At 71.5% G+C, this 18,958-nt stretch carries 14 protein-coding genes; 6 read left to right on the top strand and 8 right to left on the bottom strand.

The features are described 5' to 3' along the window. The first annotated feature begins 2,900 nt into the window (after positions 1-2,900). Positions 2,901-4,502 carry a hypothetical protein gene (locus BM290_RS47175; RefSeq protein ID WP_143133666.1) on the top strand — a complete coding sequence of 534 codons (1,602 nt, stop codon included), beginning with the start codon at positions 2,901-2,903 and terminating at the stop codon, positions 4,500-4,502. Positions 4,503-5,373: 871 nt separating this feature from the next. On the opposite strand, the gene BM290_RS08395 is transcribed toward BM290_RS47175, so the two are convergent. From BM290_RS08395 to BM290_RS08370, 6 genes are all read right to left on the bottom strand, one after another. Beyond that, positions 5,374-5,802 carry a hypothetical protein gene (locus tag BM290_RS08395; protein WP_239143234.1) on the bottom strand — a complete coding sequence of 143 codons (429 nt, stop codon included), beginning with the start codon at positions 5,800-5,802 and terminating at the stop codon, positions 5,374-5,376. A gap of 29 nt (positions 5,803-5,831) precedes the next feature. Further along, positions 5,832-6,521 carry a DUF6292 family protein gene (locus BM290_RS08390; protein WP_093611737.1) on the bottom strand — a complete coding sequence of 230 codons (690 nt, stop codon included), beginning with the start codon at positions 6,519-6,521 and terminating at the stop codon, positions 5,832-5,834. Between the two features lie 3 nt (positions 6,522-6,524). Next, positions 6,525-7,025: a hypothetical protein gene (locus BM290_RS08385; RefSeq protein ID WP_093611735.1), complete on the bottom strand. Its 501-nt coding sequence runs from the start codon at positions 7,023-7,025 to the stop codon at positions 6,525-6,527. A 94-nt stretch (positions 7,026-7,119) separates the two neighbouring features. Next, positions 7,120-8,064 (bottom strand): pirin family protein, encoded by a 945-nt coding sequence (locus BM290_RS08380; protein WP_093611733.1) that lies wholly within the window; start codon positions 8,062-8,064, stop codon positions 7,120-7,122. 32 nt (positions 8,065-8,096) lie between these two features. Then, the gene (locus tag BM290_RS08375) at positions 8,097-8,504 is read right to left on the bottom strand and encodes a TIGR03618 family F420-dependent PPOX class oxidoreductase (RefSeq protein ID WP_093611731.1); all 408 of its coding nucleotides are present in this window, start codon (positions 8,502-8,504) and stop codon (positions 8,097-8,099) included. 38 nt (positions 8,505-8,542) lie between these two features. Further along, complete coding sequence (locus tag BM290_RS08370; protein WP_239143235.1) at positions 8,543-9,931, bottom strand: DUF2252 domain-containing protein; 1,389 nt, start codon at positions 9,929-9,931, stop codon at positions 8,543-8,545. A 220-nt stretch (positions 9,932-10,151) separates the two neighbouring features. On the opposite strand from BM290_RS08370, the gene BM290_RS08365 reads away from it, so the two are divergent. The 5 genes from BM290_RS08365 to mmsB all read left to right on the top strand — a co-directional run bounded on the left by BM290_RS08365 (position 10,152) and on the right by mmsB (position 16,956). Continuing rightward, on the top strand, positions 10,152-11,135 hold the full coding sequence (locus tag BM290_RS08365; protein WP_093611727.1) for a LacI family DNA-binding transcriptional regulator: 984 nt from the start codon (positions 10,152-10,154) through the stop codon (positions 11,133-11,135). Positions 11,136-11,457: 322 nt separating this feature from the next. Next, positions 11,458-12,942, top strand: a complete 1,485-nt coding sequence (araA, locus tag BM290_RS08360) for an L-arabinose isomerase (protein WP_093611725.1) — start codon at positions 11,458-11,460, stop codon at positions 12,940-12,942. Positions 12,943-12,969: 27 nt separating this feature from the next. Next, complete coding sequence (chvE, locus tag BM290_RS08355; protein WP_093611723.1) at positions 12,970-14,103, top strand: multiple monosaccharide ABC transporter substrate-binding protein; 1,134 nt, start codon at positions 12,970-12,972, stop codon at positions 14,101-14,103. Between the two features lie 76 nt (positions 14,104-14,179). After that, the gene (gene mmsA, locus BM290_RS08350; RefSeq protein WP_093611721.1) at positions 14,180-15,715 is read left to right on the top strand and encodes a multiple monosaccharide ABC transporter ATP-binding protein; all 1,536 of its coding nucleotides are present in this window, start codon (positions 14,180-14,182) and stop codon (positions 15,713-15,715) included. Beyond that, positions 15,712-16,956 (top strand): multiple monosaccharide ABC transporter permease, encoded by a 1,245-nt coding sequence (gene mmsB, locus BM290_RS08345; RefSeq protein ID WP_093611719.1) that lies wholly within the window; start codon positions 15,712-15,714, stop codon positions 16,954-16,956. Before mmsA ends, mmsB begins: the two co-directional genes overlap by 4 nt. A gap of 138 nt (positions 16,957-17,094) precedes the next feature. On the opposite strand, the gene BM290_RS08340 is transcribed toward mmsB, so the two are convergent. Further along, positions 17,095-17,529: a hypothetical protein gene (locus tag BM290_RS08340; RefSeq protein ID WP_143133665.1), complete on the bottom strand. Its 435-nt coding sequence runs from the start codon at positions 17,527-17,529 to the stop codon at positions 17,095-17,097. A gap of 152 nt (positions 17,530-17,681) precedes the next feature. Continuing rightward, positions 17,682-18,956: a DUF1501 domain-containing protein gene (locus tag BM290_RS08335; RefSeq protein WP_093611715.1), complete on the bottom strand. Its 1,275-nt coding sequence runs from the start codon at positions 18,954-18,956 to the stop codon at positions 17,682-17,684. Positions 18,957-18,958 lie beyond the last annotated feature (2 nt).

The raw sequence follows: 18,958 nt of genomic DNA, 5'->3' as shown, positions 1-18,958 counted from the left end.
CCAGGAACCATCGGCGGAACCCCCGGCTCCGCCTGCAACCCACCAGGAATCACTGGGGGAACGCCGGGACCGCCCTGCGGCCCTCCAGGAATCACCGAGGGAACGCCCGGACCGCCCTGCGGCCCACCCGGCACGGCCTGCCGACGGCCCTGTGCGGACTGGGGCATCGCCGGAGCCGACGGCTGGCCACCCGGAGCGAACTGCGGTCCACCGGCGATCGGCTGCGGCGACCCCGCGGTCGTCTCACCCGTGCCCTGCGCTCCGGGCGCGGCCCGATTGGCGGGCGGCCAAGCCGTGGCCGCCGAGGGACGACCGGCCGGATCCTGACCCGGAACGGCGTTCGCACCCTGACCGACATCACCGGCCGGCGTCTGCGGTCGTGCCGCCGGCGGCCAGGCCGCACCCGGCGCCGGATGCCCGGTGGCGCCGGACGGCGAGACCGGCCGAGCCCCGGCAGCCGGCTGAGCCTCGTCCGGAACCATGGCCCATGGCCCGTCCCCTTCGGGAAGGAACACATGCGCTGTCCGCGGAGACCGCCGCGACCGGCCGTCGCCGGGCCCACCGGGTCGTTCAAATCCACCGGTGACGTCCGGGCGCCCGCCCGTACCGCCCCATTGGTTGTCGCCGGGTCGTTCAAAGCCTCCAGTGACGTCCGGGCGTCCGCCCGCGCCGCCCCAGCGGGGATCGCCGGGTCGTTCGAAGCCTCCGGTGACGTCCGGGCGTCCGCCCGTGCCGCTCCAGCGGGGGTCGCCGGGTCGTTCGAAGCCTCCGGTGACGTCGGGGCGTCCGCCCGTGCCGCTCCAGCGGGGGTCGCTGGGTCGTTCGAAGCCTCCGGTGACGTCGGGGCGTCCGCCCGTGCCGCCCCATTGGTTGTCGCCGGGTCGTTCGAAGCCTCCGGTGACGTCAGGACGTCCGCCCGGGCCGTTCCAGCGCGCGTCCGCGGAACCGGTAGGTGAGCCGGCGCCGGCCACCGTCCCCGGGGCGCCCTGTGCGGGCACGGTCGCGGGCCCGCCCGGTGACGGCGTCGATCCGGCAGGTCCCTGTCCGACAGCTCCCGGCCCGGGTGCGGCACCGTTGCGGCCGGTCACCGGACCACGGGCGGCCCCCGCGTCCGGACGTACCGATTCGGGGCCGGGCTGCGGTCCGTTCGGGCCGATGACCCGGGCCGGCGGAACCGGATCCGGAGCGGCGACGACACGCGGCATCACCGGCGGGTCGGCCTTGATCACGCGAGGCGCGGGCGGCTGCGGGGCGGTGCTCACGACCTTCGGCGGTACGGGCGGCTCAGCCCTCCGCACCACACGAGGCCCGCCGTCGGTGCCGCCGTTTCCACTTCCCGGGTTCGCGGGGCCCCCGTCGTGGCCGCCGAGGTCCGCGGGCTTGTCGGACCCGCCCCGCTGCCCCGGCACGAGCCGCGCCACGGCCGAACGCCACCCTCCGCGCCGCTCGGACCCCTTCCGCTCGTCCTTGCCGGACTTGTCCCGCCCGGCGTCGTCCGCATCCGCCTGCTGCGCCGGACCGCCGTTCGCCTCCGTGCCCGCCGCACCGGTCGGCCCGGGCCGGCCGTCTGCCGTCCGCGGCGCGCCGTCCGCGGCAGGTGTCCCCGCGGCCTGCGGACCAGGCCCGCCGCGGTGGTTGCCGACACCGCCTTGTCCGTTGTCGATCAGGCCGCCGTTGGCCGCGGCATCGGGTGCCGGAGTGGCACGGCCGTGACCGTTGTCGACGCGCCCGGCCTCGCCCCTGCCGTCCGGCGCCGGTGCGCCACGCTGCTGGTCGGCGCTGCCGAATCCGGTCTCGTTCCGGCTTCCGGCGCTTCCGGCGTCCGCGGCTGGTGCGGTCCGGCGGTCGCCGGCGCTGCCGAATCCGGTGCCGCTCCGGCCGCCCGCGATTTCGGCGTCCCGGGCCGGAGCGCCACGGTCGTGGCCGGCCTCGGGGCTCGTGTCCGGTGTGCCGTGGCGCTGGTCGGCGCTGCCGAATCCGGTCTCGTTCCAGACCCCTGCGGTCCCGGCGTCCGGGGCAGGTGTGGTCCGGCGGTCGCCGGCGCTGCCGAATCCGGTCTCGTTCCGGCCGCCCGCGGCCCCGGCGCCCGGAGCCGGTGTGCCGCGGCGTTCGTCGGCATTGCCGTGTCCGATTTCGTTCCCGCCCGCCGCGCCTCTCGCACCAGATGTCGGTGCGCCGCGGTCGTTGCCGGCGGCGCCGTGCTCGGTTCCGGAGGCCGGCGTTCCGCGGTGGCCGCCGGTGTCGCCGTGCCCGGTTCCGGAGGGCGATGGGCCACGATGGGTTCCGGCGCTGCCCCGCCCGGTCGCGCGGTCCGCGGTCGTCTCCCGGCGGTCGCCCGGTTCGGTCTGGCCGTCCGGGGTACGACCGGATCCGTCGCGGACCTCCGCACGCCCGGTGAGCGGGTTCGGGACGTCGCTGCCGGTTCCGCGTTCGGGACGGGAGGTGTCGCCACCGGGGGCGCGGGGGTCGTCGGCCGTGGCGGGACGACGATCGCCCTGGACGGCACGGGTGTCCGCCGCCGCGGGCGCTGCCGTCTCTCTCAGCGGGTCGCGTTCCGGGCGGTAGCCGTCGTAGGGCGCGTCGGCCGTACCGAAGCCGTCGCCGCGCTCCGGCCCGGCGGCCGGAACCTGCGCACGTCCGGTGACCGCGTAGTCGTCGCGGCGAGTCGGGCCGGACCGCCGCGTGTCCTCGTCGCGTCGCGTGCGGCGTCCGCCGACCGGGCGGATCGGGCCGAAGTCCTCGTCCCCCCACGCCTCGCCGGATCCGGCCGGACGGGACGCCTCGCCGGGCCGAGCGGTCCGCCGCCGGTCGTCCCGGGAACGGCTGGGCTCCTCCCAGTACTCGTCCGCGCCCAGCTCGATGGTCCGTCCGGTGCCGGGCCGCTCGCCGTCCCGCTCGATGTGGCCCTCGTCGTCCCACATCTCGTCGGGACGGATCTCCATGGCGCGCGGGCCTCGTCCCCGGCGGTCCTCACGCGGGTCATTGCGGACCTCACGGGCATCCATCGGATCACGGAGATCATCGCGACGATCACTCTGCGGCGTACGGAGCCCGTCCCGCGTGGCGCCGCGGTCGGCCTGGTCACCGCGCCGGTCCTGCGGGTCGAGCGCGTCGCGGATGTCGCCCCCCGAGCCCCGCGGGTCGCGGATGTCACCGGAGCCGCGCTGCTCACCCCTCAGGCCCCGCGAGTCGCGCAGGTCCCGCGAGCTGCGGGAGTCGCGCGTGTCCCGCGGGCCACGACCATCGCGCAGGTCACCACGGGCGTCGCGGGAGTCGCGCGGTTCGCGAAGATCACGGGCATCGCCAAGATCGCGGGAGTCACGCGGGTCGCGAAGATCCCGGGAGTCGCCAAGATCGCGGGAGTCGCGCGGGTCGCGAAGATCGCGGGAATCGCGCGGGTCGCCAAGATCCCGGGGGTCACGCGCGTCGCGAAGATCGCGGGAGCCAGGGGCGTCGCCCATGTCGCGCGAGGAGCGGGTGCCACCCGGAGCGCGCGAGGAGAGGCCATCGGCGGGTCCACGGGAATCACGCGGATCGCGGCCATCGCCGAAGTCGCGGCGATCGCGCAGGTCACGCGGATCCCGGCCGTCACGCGGATCGCGCGGGTCCCAGCCGGCGGACCGGTGATCGCGATCGTCCCACCGGCCGTCCCGCTCGTCGCGCCGACCCGGCCCCCCGTCGCCGCGCTCGTCCCACCCACGGTCACGGCGTCCGGCGCCCGGCCGGCCGGCACTGTCGCCGGGACGTCCGGCGCCGTCGTCCGCGCGCCCGCCGAGGCGCTCACGGCGGTCGTCACGGCGGGGCGGCGCCTCCTCGTGGTAGCGCGCCGACGGCCCGTATCCGCGGTCGTCGTCACGGCTCGTGTCGGCCGTACGCTCATAGCGGTTGTCTCCGCCGCGGCGCCGGTCCGCTCCGCCTCGCCGCAGCTCCGGGCGCGCCGCGGGGTCGACGATCGGGAAGTCGGGCTTGTCGAAGTCGACGCCGAGCTCGGGCCGGTTGAAGTCGATGTCGTCGAAGTCGTCGCCGACGAGGTTGTCGACGGAGGTGTCGATGGGCTCGAAGTCGGGGTCGTCGAGCCAGCTGGGCCGTTCCTTGTCGAAGGCGGCCTGCTTCTGGCGGAGGTTGCCGTCGTCGGCTCCGCCGGAGCGCCGGCGGGTCGGCATGACCGGGTCCGGGACGGTGCGTTTGGTGTAGTGCTTCTCCTGCTTGACCGCGGAACTCGGCATGAACGAGTACTCGTCGTACTCGTCCGCCCAGTACTCGTCGTCTTCGAAGCTCATGACGCGGCCCCGAATCGGCTGGGGAAGGACCCAACGCCCCGAAGCCGCATCCGTGCCACCGTCCTCACCCTGTACCACCTCCGCACCCCGGTGCCGCCCCCTGCGTCCCGCGATCAATACCTGCCACGTGGTGGATGTGGAAGGTTAACCACGGATTTGCGCAGTGCGCCACCGCCCTGCGGGTCCCCGTCATCGGCCTCGCGGCCGGCCCGCGAGCGTTGATCGCATCGGCGCCGCAGCCCGCCGATGGTGCGCGATCAACGGGGTATACGTTCGGTGGGCTGCCCCGGTTCAACGGGTTGAGCAGTGACTATGACGGCGTTTCGGCGGCCGTTTCGGTGCGGGCCCGGACGCTGCCCTGATCAACGCAGTTCACTGCCCCGAGGTGACGGGTCCGGTGTCGACTTAAGGACTTTTTAAGTCTCCCTTCAGGAGAACCAAGGACTTGCGGGTGACCCTGAACAGGTGACCGCCGGTATCGGACCACCCGTGAACGAACGGTGTCTCCCGCGTGACCGGCGGGTGGCGAAGGACACGCTCCGTGGTCGCGGATCATGGATGGGTGATCTGTCACGGTGGAGGAGCACCCGCCGCGGCCAATGATGTCCCGGCGGGTTCATCGCGGCCCTGACTTCCCGGCCCACGGCTGCCGCCCCCCCAGTTTCACGGCGGCCGTGTCGCGCCCGAGACGTTCCGCTGAGACGGCGCCCCCTCGTCTTCTCGCGGTGAGCGGTTCTTGGCGCGTCGCCGGGACGGAGGCAGCGGCGGGAGCCCATCTCCCGCCGCTGTCCTTTCCGTTTCTCCGAGAGCCCCCCGGCCCAGCGGTCATCCACCCCCAGCAGGGTGGCCGCGTCGTGCCCGGAAGACCCCGCGGGGAGGACGCCCCCTCCGAATCCCCGCGGCGAGCGTCACCCGGGTTCGCGGGCCGGGCCCGGAGGCGGCGGCGGGATCCTGTCATTCCGCCGCCGTCCTCCCACCCACCTCGCCCCATCCGCACGGACCTTTGTCGTGTCCACCCAGAGCCGAAGGGTCGATGGGGGAGTCGCTCGATCCGCCGTTGCGGGCGGCGCAACGGGCCGAGAGTGAGCGGTGCTCAGAGGCGGCCGTCGATGGTGAACCCGCTGACCCCGGCCGGCAGGACGAGGCCGGCCGCCGCGAGAGCGGTGAGCAGCGCGGACAACTGCGTCCGGGTCAGCGTGGCCGCGGCATCGGGATGCGGGTGCGGCACCTCCAAGGCGACGGCCGCCTCGATGGCCCGCATGCCGATGGCCGCCTCGACCGCCCAGACCCGATGAGCGCAGAACGCCGAGTGCGCCGACGCGGCAAGTTCACCGTGCAGGCGAAGCAGCCGGCGCAGGTCGGCCGCGAGCCGTTCGATCGGCGGTCCGTAGGGCAGCGGGACGGGCGGCCGCCGGCGCTCGGCCAGAGCGGCGCACCATCGCGGAACGTAACGGCATCCGGCCGCCACCACCCCCGGCGCGGCGAGGATCAGGGCGATTCGGCTGGCGTCGAGGAGGGTCACGGGCTTCCTCCGCCGGTGTCTCGGTAGGTCTACCCTCGACCTTCCGCCGCCTCCCGCCACCCGTCAACGGACTTTGTGCGACGCGCCCGATAACGCCGCAGCACCGCCTCGAACGCGGGATCGTCCACCCCGGCCCGATGCCCGGGAAAGTCGGCGTCCCCCTCGTCACCTGCCGCAAGGCCGCCGGACGACAGCGCGGCGGCGGACGTCGGCGCGTCCGGTCCTCGGGAAGGCGTGGCGCCCGGAGCGATGGCGGCGGCCGACGCCTCCGGCGTGCGGGAGGGCGTGGTGTCCGGAGTGCCGGCGGCGGCGGGCGGCGCCGGCGGGCTCGCGGACGGCGGCCCGGGAAGGGCGTCCGTGGGCGGCGCGGTGGCGGGCCGCGGAGGGACCGGAAGACCGGCGAGGCAGGCGACGGCCCGGGCCACGGTGCCCGGCGCGGCGAGTGTCGGCACGGCGAGAGCCTCGGTGGTACGGATCGAGCGCCCCGCCCGGTCGTCGACGGTGAGCAGATACCAGCCCCGCTCCTCGGACCATCCGGCCCCGGCTTCGTCGTGGTCCCACACCGGCCGCCCGTGCAGGCGCATCTGCCGGGTCAGGTCGAACGGGATCCATCCGTCGCGGACCGGGCCGCTGTCGGCCCGCCAGTCGGCGACCGGCACCCCGGCGGCTTCGAGCGCGGCGGCGACGGCCCGGATGTAGGCGGTGTGCGCGCCGTCCACGGGTCAGATGACGGCGCGGCCGGCGAGTTCGACGAGGCCGGGCCGGCCGCCGAAGATGCGCCGGACGGTCGCGCCCATCCGGGTGAACAGGTCGTCGCCGCCGAAGTCGGTGCCGGACAGTTCGCCGATCAGCAGGTGGACGGCGAGTTCGTCGGTGTGGGTGGCGGGCCGGTGGCCCTCGGCGGGCAGGTCGGCCGCGAAGACCCGCTGGGCGAGGGCGGCGTCGCCGCCAGGGGTGTCCGGTTCGGTGCTGTGCAGCCACAGCAGGGCGGCCGTCTCGGGGCGCAGGACCCGCTGGAAGACGCACGGCTCGACACCCACGTCGACGAGCGCCCCGGCCCAGAACGGCTCGGTCACCGTGAAGCCGGCGGCGGCCACGGCAGCCGCGGCGGTACGTCCGGACGGGCCGTCGTCCCAGGTGATGGTCGGGGGCACCCGCTGGTCGGTGTGCGGGTGCAGGCCGGGTACGCCGGCCAGGACCGCGAGAAGTCGGGCGGGCGTCATCGGACGATCATGACGGCCGCGCCCGGAAATGTGAAGGACGGCCGGCCGCGAATGTAGGAGGACGGCCGGGGCGCGGGTGCGGAGCGGCGCAGGGTCAGTCCATGTTCCCGTGCCGGTCGCGCGCCCTCAGCCGTACCGTCGGAAGCTCGGGAGCCGGGAGCGGATCGGCCGGGCAACCGTCGACGATCCCGAACCTCTCGGAGCCGTAGGGCTCCCCGGCCATCCACTGTGCCCGGGCCCGGACGATGTCGTCGTGGCTGCGGCCGACGAAGTTCCACCACATGACCAGCGGCTCGTCGAACGGCTCGCCACCGAGCAGGAACAGCCGGGCCGGCCCCTCGGTGGCCAGGTCGACGCTGTCGCGGCCGTCGCCGAGGTACAGCAGGGAGCCTGGTGCCAGCGGCGTCCCGGCGACGGTGGCCTGCCCGGACATGACGAGCATCCCGTACTCGAAGGCGGGGTCCAGATCGAGGGTGTGCGAGGTCGCCGCGTCGTGGACGATCTCGGCCCCGGCCAGCGGCGAGTGCACGCCGGCCGGGGATCGCAGGTCGCCGAGCCGTCCGACGACCACGGTGACCGTGACGTCACCGTCCTGTCGCGACGGCAGGCGGGCGTGGTGTTCGAAGCGGGCCGGCCCGTGCCGGGCGTCCTCGGGCAGGGCGATCCACAGCTGGAGGCCGTGCATGCCGTCCGGGTGCTCGGGCGGGGTGTGCTCGGAGTGGGCGATGCCGTGCCCGGACGTCATCAGGTTGAGCCGGCCGGGGGTGATGAGCTGGTGGCTGCCGAGGCTGTCGCGGTGCTCGATGATCCCGTCGACCAGCCACGTCACCGTCTGCAGGCCGCAGTGCGGGTGTGGCGGCACCTGCATGCCGGGGCGGCCGCTGACGTCGTCGGGACCGAAGTGGTCGACGAAGCACCAGGCGCCGATCATGCGCCGTTCCCGGTGCGGCAGCAGCCGCCGGACCGTCGTGTACCGGCCGAGCGGAACGTCATGACCCGGCAGCAGCACGCTGTCGGCGATCTCCGGCGGAGTGCTCATGCACAGCAGCCTACGAGACCGGCGGCGAAGGGCTATCCGGCCGACAGCGAAGCGGAGCCCAGCACCCGGGTGATCTCGACCTCGATCACGACGCGGGCCGGGTTGGGGCGCGGCTGCCGGTAGCGGGCGGCGTAGCGCTGTTCGGCGTCGGCGACCGAGGACGGGTCGTCGCGGATCACGGCCAGCCCTTCGATGGTGCTCCAGCGCCCGCCGTCGACCTGGCAGATCGCCACCCGCTGCCGGCCGCGCAGCACGTTGCGGACCTTCGTGGAGGTGCCGGAGGCGATCACCCGGGCCAGGCCGGCGACCGGGTCGAGGGTGGCGCCGACCGCGACCACATGCGGGGACCCGTCGGCGCGCAGGGTGGTCAGCGTGCACAGGTGGCGTTCGGTCCAGAAGGTGGCGAGCGCGGGGGAGTCGAGTGGAACGGTGCCGCTCACGGGCGTACCTCATCAGGGGTCGGGGTCATCGGGGTGGATCAGGCCGGCTCGGCCGGCAGATCGCCGCGGCGGACCGCGGCGACCAGGGCTTCATGGTCGTTCTCGACCTGGTCGGCGTACGCCCGGGCGAAGCGGGCGAGCGACTCGTCGAGCTTGTCGCCGCTGCCCACGTAGCCGGCGATCATGGACGCGCCGCTGGTCCGGGCGTGTGACTTGGCGAGCAGGAAGCCGCAGATGGCGGCGTAGTCGGCGAGCGCGCCGGCGTTGATGTCGTCGACGACGATGGCGCCCTTCATGTCGCGGAACTGGCGCACGTAGTACTGGTGGTCGCCGACCGTGGTCCAGCCGAGCAGCGGGTCGCTGACGGTCTGCAGGGCCTGCTGGTACTCCACGACGCGCTGCCCCTGGTGCCGGTGCCAGGCGAGCGCCCCGTGCTGATGTCTCGCCACGACCGAGCGGCGGGCCTGTTTGAGTTGCAGGAAAAGCACGTCGTCGGGGCTGCTGCCCTCGCACAGGGCGACGTAGGCGCGCAGCCCCACCGAGCCGACGCCGACGACCTTGTGGGCGATGTCGACGATCCGGTACCCGCCGAGGATCCGCGCCCAGTGCGGTTTGAGTGTGCTGAGGTACCCGTCGAGGGCCTCGGCGAGCTGCTCCCGCTCGTGTGCCGGCAGCCGGGTGATCAGCGGCGGCTCCTCGACGAGCCGCATGGCGCCGTCGTTACGCTCGGTGAACCGGGGGAGCGCGCGGTCGCTGGTGCGCCGGCGGGCACGGCGGGCGGCGCGCTCGATCTCGTCGCGGAAGCTCGCCTTGCTGGCCGCCGAGCGCATGCCCTCGACGTCGAGCTGGTCGAACGAGCGGGCCAGCAGCGGCTGCTCGGCGAGGTGGGCGATCTGGTCCCGGTACGACTCGACGCAGTGCTGGACGGCGTCGGAGCAGGAACTCTCCCGGAAGCCGTTGACCCGGCCGGCGACGTGCACGCTCACCGCGAGGCGGCGCAGGTCCCACTCCCACGGCCCGGGGTGGGCCTCGTCGAAGTCGTTGAGGTCGAAGACCAGCTCCCGCTCGGGGGAGGCGTAGAAGCCGAAGTTGCCGAGGTGGGCGTCGCCGCAGATGACCGGGGTGATGCCGGTGCAGGGAAGGCCGGCGAAGTCGTCGGCCATCAGGCCCGCGGTGCCGCGCAGGAACGTGTACGGCGAGGCCATCATCCGGCCGATCCGGACCGGGACGAGACGTCCGAGCCGGCCCTCGTGCGTGGCGACGACCTGGGCGACCGGGTCGGGCCGGCGGTCGGGGGCCGTCCAGTGCGCCATCTCGGAGCGGGGCGAGCGCTCCCGCAGCGACCGGCCGATCTCGTAGCGCTCGGCGCGCGGTGCGGCGGCCCGGCGTAACGAGGTGAAGCCCTCGTCCGCTAAGCTGCCGAGCACACCCGGCCCGGTGTTTCCCGATGGTGCCCCGGCTTTTTCTGATGGTTCCATTGCTGCCGAGGGTACGTGTCGCCAAAGATCGTCCGCGCAGGGCTCGTGAAAAGCCGATGTGATCGATAACATTTCTGAAATCTGTGAGCGGGTGCGGGTCCCCGCTACGCTCCATCAGAACTGGATCGGACGAGGTGCGCAAGTGGACAAGGGATCACGTAGCCCAGCGATGACGGATGTGGCCCGGTTGGCCGGGGTGTCCCACCAGACCGTCTCGCGCGTCCTCAACGATCATCCGAATGTCAAGGAGCAGACCCGCATCCGGGTCCGGGCCGCCATCGCCGAGCTCGGCTACCGGCCCAACCGCGCTGCTCGTGCCCTGGTCACCGGCCGTTCCCAGCTGATCGGCGTGGTCGCCCGTAACAGCACCCTCTTCGGCCCGGCCACCATGCTCAGCGAGTTCGAGCAGGCCGCCGCGGACGCCGGTTTCGCGGTGAGCGTGGGCAGCGTCCGCGAGCTGGACCGCTCCTCCATCTCGGCGGTCGTCGACCGCCACCTGGACCAGCGGGTCGCCGGCCTGGTCGTGATCGCCAACACCGCGTCGGCCACCGAGGCGCTGGCCGAGATCCCCGAGGACCTGCCGGTCGTGTTCATCGACGGCGATCCGGCCAGCGGGCGCCCGCTGGTGACGGTGGATCAGGTGGCCGGCGCCCGGGCGGCGACGAGGCACCTGCTCGACGCCGGCCACGAGACGGTCTGGCACGTGTCCGGCCCGACCGACTGGTTCGACTCGGCCGGGCGGATCCAGGGCTGGCGGCAGACCCTGGAGGAGGCGGGCGCCGAGGTGCCGCCGCTGCTGTCGGCCGACTGGTCGGCCGCGGAGGGCTACCGGACCGGTCAGATGCTGGCCCGGATGCCCGAGGTGACCGCCATCTTCACCGCGAACGACCATCTGGCGCTCGGCATCCTGCGGGCGCTGCACGAGCGCGGCCGGCGGGTGCCGCACGACGTGAGCGTGGTCGGTTTCGACGACGTCCCGGAGGCGGCCTACTTCATCCCTCCGCTGACCACCGTCCGGCAGGCCTTCGGTGACGTGGCGCGGGCCGCGTTGAGCCTGCTCCTGGGCCAGATGCGGGACGACTCCGGCATGGCTGACCAGATCGTGGTGCCGCCGCAGCTGATCGTCCGGGAAAGCGCCCCCCGGCGCATCTGAGCGATTACTCTGCGCCCACGTTAAGGGGCCGTTACCTCGTTGTTGCCAACTGCCGTTGACAGGCTATTTGTTAGCGATAACACTGAGGTTCTCCCGCCGGGTTGTGGCCACGGCCACCCTCCCGGCCACCCCTCGGAGGTGCATCCCATGGCCGGGTATGGCGTGACGTTTGGTGACGGCGGCCCCGTTTCCGGACGTAAGATCATTGGGTTGCCGGCGTCCCTGGAGTCCGGCGACCGGATGAAGACGTGCCTGCCGGTTCCGGCGATGCTGCGCCGTGCTGCCGCGGGCGCCTGAACTTCTTCGACCAAAGGAACAACCGATGAACCCGCAGATCTGGTTCCTGACCGGTAGCCAGCATCTCTACGGCCCGGAGACCCTCCAGCAGGTCGCCGACCAGTCCGCCGAGATCCAGCGGACCCTGGCCGCCGGTGGCCTGACCGCCGAGATCGTCGGCAAGCCGGTGCTCACCGACTCCGGCGCGATCAAGCAGGTGATGCTGGACGCCAACGCCGACCGTGACTGCATCGGCGTGATCGCCTGGATGCACACGTTCTCGCCGGCCAAGATGTGGATCGGCGGGCTCGACGCGCTGCGCAAGCCGCTGCTGCACCTGCACACCCAGCACAACCGGTCGCTGCCGTGGTCGACCATCGACATGGACTTCATGAACCTCAACCAGGCCGCCCACGGCGACCGGGAGTTCGGGTTCATCCAGGCCCGGCTCGGTGTGCCGCGCAAGGTGGTCGCCGGGCACGTCGCCGACCCGGCCGTGGTGAAGCGGATCGACGCCTGGGCCCGGGCCGCGACCGGCCTGCAGCACCTGCGCAGCCTCCGGCTGGCGCGCTTCGGTGACAACATGCGCGACGTCGCGGTCACCGAGGGCGACAAGGTCGAGGCCGAGCTGCGGTTCGGCGTCTCGGTCAACACGTACGGGGTGAACGACCTCGTGGCGGTCGTGGACCAGGTGTCCGACGCCGAGATCGACAAGCTGATCGCCGAGTACTCCGACATCTTCGAGATCGCCCCGGAGCTGCTCGGCGACCGCCTCGACTCGTTCCGCTACGCGGCGCGCATCGAGGCCGGCCTGCGGCGGTTCCTGACCGAGGGCGGCTTCGGCGCGTTCACGACCAACTTCGAGGATCTCGGCGGCCTGCGGCAGCTGCCGGGACTCGCCGTGCAGCGTCTGATGGCGGACGGTTACGGCTTCGGCGGCGAGGGCGACTGGAAGACGTCGGTTCTGGTGGCGACCGTGAAAGCGATGGGTTCCGGAACCGGACGTGGCACCTCATTCATGGAGGATTACACCTACCACTTCGGTCCGGGTGAGCCTAAGATCCTCGGCGCGCACATGCTCGAGGTCTGCCCGTCCATCGCGTCAGCGAAGCCGCGTGCCGAGATCCACCCGCTGGGGATCGGTGGCCGGGAGGACCCCGTGCGTCTGGTCTTCGACGCGGCCCCCGGCCCGGCGGTGGTCATGGGCATGGCTGACATGGGTGACCGGTTCCGCCTGGTCGCGAATGAGATCGAGGTGATCCCGCCGGACGAGCCGCTGCCGAACCTGCCCGTGGCACGCGCGGTGTGGAAACCCGCACCGTCGCTGTCCACCTCCGCCGAGTGCTGGATCACGGCGGGCGGGCCGCACCACACGGTGCTCACCCAGGCGGTCGGCGCGGAGACACTTCGTGACTTCGCCGAGATGGCACAGACCGAGCTTCTGTTGATCGATGAGCGCACCACCCCGGCGGATTTCTCCGACCGGGTGCGCTGGAACCAGGCGTATTTCCGTCTGGCCCGCCCCCTGTAACACCCGTTCTCAAAGAGGAGATCCACCGTGAAATATCCCCGGCTCGCGGCCGTTCTGACCGCTGCCACCATGGTCGCCACGATGGCTGCCTGCGGCAACGCCGAGAAGACCTCCGAGAAGGAGTCCGCCGGCGGCGGCGACACCGCAGGCGCCCTGATCGGCATCACCATGCCGACGCGGTCCTCGGAGCGCTGGATCCACGACGGCGACAACCTCAAGTCGCAGCTCGAGGGCCTGGGCTACAAGGTCGACCTGCAGTACGCGGAGAACGACATCCCGACCCAGACCCAGCAGCTGGACAGCCAGATCACCAAGGGCGCCAAGGTGCTGATCATCGCGTCGATCGACGGCGAGGCGATCACCACCCAGCTGGAGAACGCCAAGACGGCCGGCATCAAGGTCATCGCGTACGACCGGCTCATCCGCAAGAGCCCGAACGTGGACTACTACGCCACCTTCGACAACTTCAAGGTCGGTGTCCAGCAGGCCACCTCGCTGCTGACCGGCCTGGGCGTGCTCGACGCGACCGGCAACAAGGTCGCCGACAAGAAGGGCCCGTTCAACGTCGAGCTCTTCGCCGGCTCGCCGGACGACAACAACGCCACCTTCTTCTTCAACGGCGCCAAGAGCATCCTGGACCCGTACATCGCCGACGGCACCCTCGTCGTCAAGAGCGGCCAGAAGGACTTCGAGACCGTCGCCACGCTGCGGTGGGACCCGGAGACCGCGCAGAAGCGCATGGAGAACATCCTGACCTCGACCTACAAGGACGGCTCGAAGGTCCAGGGCGTTCTGTCGCCCTACGACGGCATCTCGATCGGTATCCTGTCGGCCCTCAAGTCCGGCGGTTACGGCACCGGTTCGCAGGCCTACCCGATCGTGACCGGCCAGGACGCCGAGCTCGCCTCGGTCAAGTCGATCATGAAGGGTGAGCAGTACTCCACCATCTTCAAGGACACCCGCAACCTGGCGAAGGCCACCGGCGAGATGGCCGACGCGATCCTCAAGGGCCAGACCCCGAAGACCAACAACACCACCGACTACAACAACGGTGTCAAGGTCGTCCCGTCGCAGCTGCTCGAGTCCCTCATCGTCACCAAGGACAACTACGAGAAGGAACTGGTCGCAACCGGCTACTTCACGGCCGACCAGCTGAAGTGATGTAGGTTCCGTGCCCCCGCCCGTCCCCCGGCGGGCGGGGGCACGGCCTCATCGGCCCAGCCCATAGGAGGGCTCCATGACCGACACGATCCTGCGGATGAGCGGCATCACCAAGACGTTCCCGGGCGTCAAGGCGCTGCAGGACGTCAACCTCGAAGTCCGCAGAGGAGAGATCCACTCCATCTGCGGCGAGAACGGGGCCGGCAAGTCGACCCTGATGAAGGTGCTCTCGGGTGTCTACCCGCACGGCACCTACGAGGGCGACATCGAGTATGACGGCGACCTCTGCCATTTCTCCGGCATCCGCGACAGTGAGCATCGCGGCATCGTCATCATCCACCAGGAACTGGCACTCGCGTCCAACCTTTCCATCGCCGAGAACATCTTTCTCGGCAACGAGCAGGCCACGCGCGGCTGGATCGACTGGAACCGGACCAACGCCGCCGCGGACCAGCTGCTGCGCCGGGTGGGCCTCGCCGAGAGCGCTGTCACGCCGGTCATCGACCTCGGCGTCGGCAAGCAGCAGCTCGTGGAGATCGCCAAGGCCCTCTCCAAGGAGGTCCGCCTGCTGATCCTCGACGAGCCGACCGCGGCGCTCAACGACGAGGACTCGGCCCACCTGCTGAACCTGCTCCGCGGCCTGCGCGACGAGGGCATCACCTGCGTGATCATCTCGCACAAGCTCAACGAGGTCATGGGAATCTCGGACCGGGTGACCATCCTGCGGGACGGGCGCACCATCTGGACCGACGACACCGCGAACCTCACCGAGGAGAAGATCATCGCGGGCATGGTCGGCCGCGACATGGAGCACCGGTACCCCGACCACACGCCCAAGATCGGCGAGGAGGCGCTGCGGATCGTCGACTGGACGGTTTACAGTCCGTCCCAGCCCGATCGGGCGGTGGTCCGCAAAGCCAATCTGAGCCTGCGCCGCGGTGAGATCGTCGGGCTGGCCGGCCTGATGGGCGCCGGGCGCACCGAGTTGGCGATGAGCGTCTTCGGCCGCTCCTACGGCGTCAACATCTCCGGCAAGCTGATCAAGGACGGCAAGGAGATCGAGGCACGGAACGTGCGCGCGGCGATCGACCACGGCATCGCCTACGCGACCGAGGACCGCAAGCGGTACGGCCTGAATCTGATCGAGGACATCAAGCGCAATGTCTCGGCGGCCGGGCTCAGCAAGCTGGCCCGGGGCGGCTGGGTCGACGGCAACGAGGAGTTCAAGGTCGCGGACGAGTTCCGGGCCAGCATGAACATCAAGTCGCCGAGCGTCGACGCCGTCGTCGGCAAGCTGTCCGGCGGCAACCAGCAGAAGGTCGTACTCTCCAAGTGGATCTTCACTGACCCGGACGTGCTGATCCTCGACGAACCGACCCGCGGCATCGACGTCGGCGCGAAGTACGAGATCTACACGATCATCAACCGGCTCGCCGACGAGGGGAAGGCCGTGCTGGTCATCTCGTCCGAGCTGCCCGAGCTCCTCGGGATCTGTGACCGCATCTACACCCTCTCGGCCGGCCGGATCACCGGCGAGGTGCCGCGCGCCGAAGCCACGCAGGAGAGCCTGATGACCCTGATGACGAAGGAAGTACAGGAGGTCGCGCCGTGACGGCCGCCCCCGCCCGTGCCGGCAAAGCGCCGGCCGTGCCCCCCGCAGACGCCGCCCCTCGCAAGGTCGACTTCGACCTCAAGCAGAGTGGCATCTACATCGCGTTCGCGCTGACGATCGTGATCTTCGCCGTCCTGACCGACGGTGTGCTGCTGTCGCCCCAGAACCTCAGCAACATCATCGTGCAGCAGTCCTACATCCTGATCCTCGCGATCGGCATGGTGCTCATCATCATCGCCGGTCACATCGATCTCTCGGTGGGCTCGGTGGTCGCGGCCGCCGGCGCGCTGGCCGCGGTCATGATGGTCGACATGGACCTGCCCTGGCCGGTCGCCGTCATCGCCACCCTGATCTTCGGCGCTCTGGTCGGGGCCTGGCAGGGCTACTGGGTCGCCTACTTCGGCATCCCGGCCTTCATCGTCACGCTGGCCGGCATGCTGCTGTTCCGCGCGGTCACCTACGCCATCCTCGGCAACCAGGGCATCGGCCCGTTCCCCGACGAGATCCGGACGCTGGCCAACGGGTTCATTCCCGGTTTCCTCGGCAACGTCGGCCTGGGCGCCGAGCTGGGTGGCGCCGACCTGTTCAGCATCATCGTCGGCGTCGTGGTCGTCGTGGTCATGGGCTTCCTGCAGTACCGGACGCGGGTCGGCCGCATCCGCTACAGCCAGGCGGTCGACCCGATGTGGATGTTCCTGCTCAAGGTGGTCCTCCCGGCGGTCATCGTGATGTTCCTGGTCGTGCAGCTCGCCCGGTTCCGCAACCTGCCGTGGGTGCTCGTGCTGCTGGCGCTGCTGGTCGTCGCGTACACCATGGTCACCAACCGGGCGGTGTTCGGCCGTCAGATCTACGCCGTCGGTGGCAACCTGCAGGCCGCCACGTTGTCCGGTGTCAAGGTCAAGTCCGTGGTGTTCTGGCTCTTCGTCAACATGGGCGTGCTGTCGGCGGTCGCCGGCCTGATCTTCGCGGGCCGGCTGAACCTGGCCGGGCCGACGGCGGGCAACAGCTTCGAGCTGGACGCCATCGCGGCCGCCTTCATCGGCGGCGCCGCGGTCCAGGGCGGTGTCGGCCGGGTGATCGGAGCGATCACCGGTGGCCTCATCATGGGTGTGATCAACAACGGCATGGGCCTGATGGGCGCCACCAAGCCGCAGCAGGTCATGCTCGTCAAGGGTCTGGTGCTGCTCGCCGCGGTCGCCTTCGACGTCTACTCGAAGCGCCGGGCGGCCGGCGCCAAGTGACGAACCGGTTCGGCGGATCCAACCGGATTCGGTAACCGGAAAAGAAAAGGGGTCGGCTTCCCGAAAGGGACGCCGACCCCTTTTCCTTCCTATTCCTGATATCGACGGGATCGAGTCGTCACATGCCCGTGGCGGGTGTCAGCCGCAACTGATGCGATATCCGGTGCGCGGAGTGTTCCAGCACGACCACGATCCCGCGATCTTGCGCCAGGAGTCGCCGTCGACGAGCTCGACGCCGTTGTACAGCCAGTCCCACGAGGTCTTGATGAAGTCCGCGTCGCAGACGCCGGCGCCCAGGGCCGTGCCGCCGTTACGGCCGACCGCGACCTCGACGGTCTTGTACTTGGCCTTGCCGGCGGAGTCCTTGCCGACATACTTGTCGCCCTTGACCATGATGGTCTGGTCGGTGTCGTTGCGGAACGTGGTCCCGTCGATGGCCGGCTTGGCTCCGTTGCAGCGGGCCTTGGCCTGGGCCGGCGACGCCGTCGCGAGGCAGAGGCCGGCGGCGGCCAGCGTCATCGACGCGGTAGCGGCGCCAGCGGTGCGCAGTATTCGATTCTTGCGATTCTGCAAGGTGGTTTCCTCCCCGTGACCTTGATGATCATCGAGGCTAACGGGGATCATTCGCACGGACAATATCGATATGCCGCCGCCACCCCCGCTGATCGGCGGGAATGGCGGCTTCCGGCCCGCCGATCAGCGGGGGTCAATTGTCGATCATCCCGTCAGCGGGCGGCGGCCAGCCCGAACGACGACGGTTTCACCGCCGGGAAGACACTGTCCAGGGCGCCGACGCCGCACCGCTTCTGCAGCACCTCGCCGATCACCGACCGGTAGTCGGTGGTCGCCGCCAGGTCGCCCGCCACGAGCGCCTGCGGGGCCAGGCCGGGCCAGTCGCCGTACACCCGGCCGCCGCGGATCCCGCCGCCCAGCAGCATCATCGCGTTGCCGTGGCCGTGGTCGACGCCGCGGGAGCCGTTCTCGGCGACCCGGCGGCCGAACTCGCTGATCGTCAGCACGGTCACGCTCTTCATGGCCTGCTCGCCGAGGTCGGTGACGAAGGCGGCCAGCGCGGTGGAGAGGTCGTGCAGGTTGTCGTACATCCGCTGGCCGGCGACGGCCGGGCCGAGCCCCTGGTGCATGTCCCAGTCGCCGCAGTCGACCGCGGCCGTGACCAGCCCGGCCTTCGCCTTGATCAGCCGGGCCACGTCGCGCAGAGCGCCACCGAGGTCGGAGTCGGGGTAGACCGCGCCGTTGGCCGGGGTGTAGGCGGCCTTGGCCGTCGTGGTGGCGGCCAGCGCCCGGTCAGCCGCCAGGGCGGGCCCGGCCAGGACGGGCGGCGCGTCGGCGTACATCGCCCGCAACGCCGCCGCCATCGGCTTCTTGCCGTCGGCGGAGAGCGTGAAGTCGTCCAGGCCCTTCATCGACACGTCCGCCGCCGGTCCGGCCAGCAGCCGGGCCGGCATGGCGTCACCCAGCGACACCGCGGCCAGCGGCCCGGACGCGCCGGTCACACCGAGCATCCGGTCGAGCCAGCCGCTGCGGATCGAGGTGCCGGGCGCGGCGTTCTCCATCGCCTCCATGGCGGCGAAGTGCGAGCGGGTCGGGTCGGGCTGGCCGATCGCGTGCACCGCGGCCAACTTCCCGGCGGTCCACTGCGGCAGCAGCGGCGCCAGCGCCGGGTGCAGGCCGAACATGCCGCCGTCGCCGCCGATCACCTTCGCCTTCGGCACCGCGATCCCGGGTCGCGCCCGGTAGTAGTCGGCGTCCCCGATCGGCGCGAACGCCGACAGTCCGTCGAATCCGCCGCGCAGCGACACCACGACCAGGGTGTCCCCGGTGTACGCCCCGGCGGCGAACGCCAGGTTGGTGCTCAGCGCCTCCCCGGCCAGGCCGGTCAGCGCGGCCCCGGCGCCGACGGCCAGCCCGCGGCCGAGCACTCCCCGGCGGGTGAGCTGCAGTTTCTCGTTCTCGTCACAGCAGAGCAGTGGTGCGGTCATCG

Source organism: Actinoplanes philippinensis (assembly GCF_900113015.1).
In the GTDB taxonomy this organism is placed as follows: domain Bacteria; phylum Actinomycetota; class Actinomycetes; order Mycobacteriales; family Micromonosporaceae; genus Actinoplanes; species Actinoplanes philippinensis.
Note: the sequence above shows the minus strand (reverse complement) of the source record. Positions and strands in the feature narration are given on the sequence as shown.

Bases quoted from the DNA above. Each gene is read 5' to 3' on its own strand.
- BM290_RS08335 (WP_093611715.1), bottom strand. From the start codon at position 18,956: ATGACCGCACCACTGCTCTGCTGTGACGAGAACGAGAAACTGCAGCTC.
- BM290_RS08380 (WP_093611733.1), bottom strand. From the start codon at position 8,064: ATGAGCACTCCGCCGGAGATCGCCGACAGCGTGCTGCTGCCGGGTCAT.
- BM290_RS08385 (WP_093611735.1), bottom strand. From the start codon at position 7,025: ATGACGCCCGCCCGACTTCTCGCGGTCCTGGCCGGCGTACCCGGCCTG.
- BM290_RS08365 (WP_093611727.1), top strand. From the start codon at position 10,152: ATGACGGATGTGGCCCGGTTGGCCGGGGTGTCCCACCAGACCGTCTCG.
- araA (WP_093611725.1), top strand. From the start codon at position 11,458: ATGAACCCGCAGATCTGGTTCCTGACCGGTAGCCAGCATCTCTACGGC.
- mmsA (WP_093611721.1), top strand. From the start codon at position 14,180: ATGACCGACACGATCCTGCGGATGAGCGGCATCACCAAGACGTTCCCG.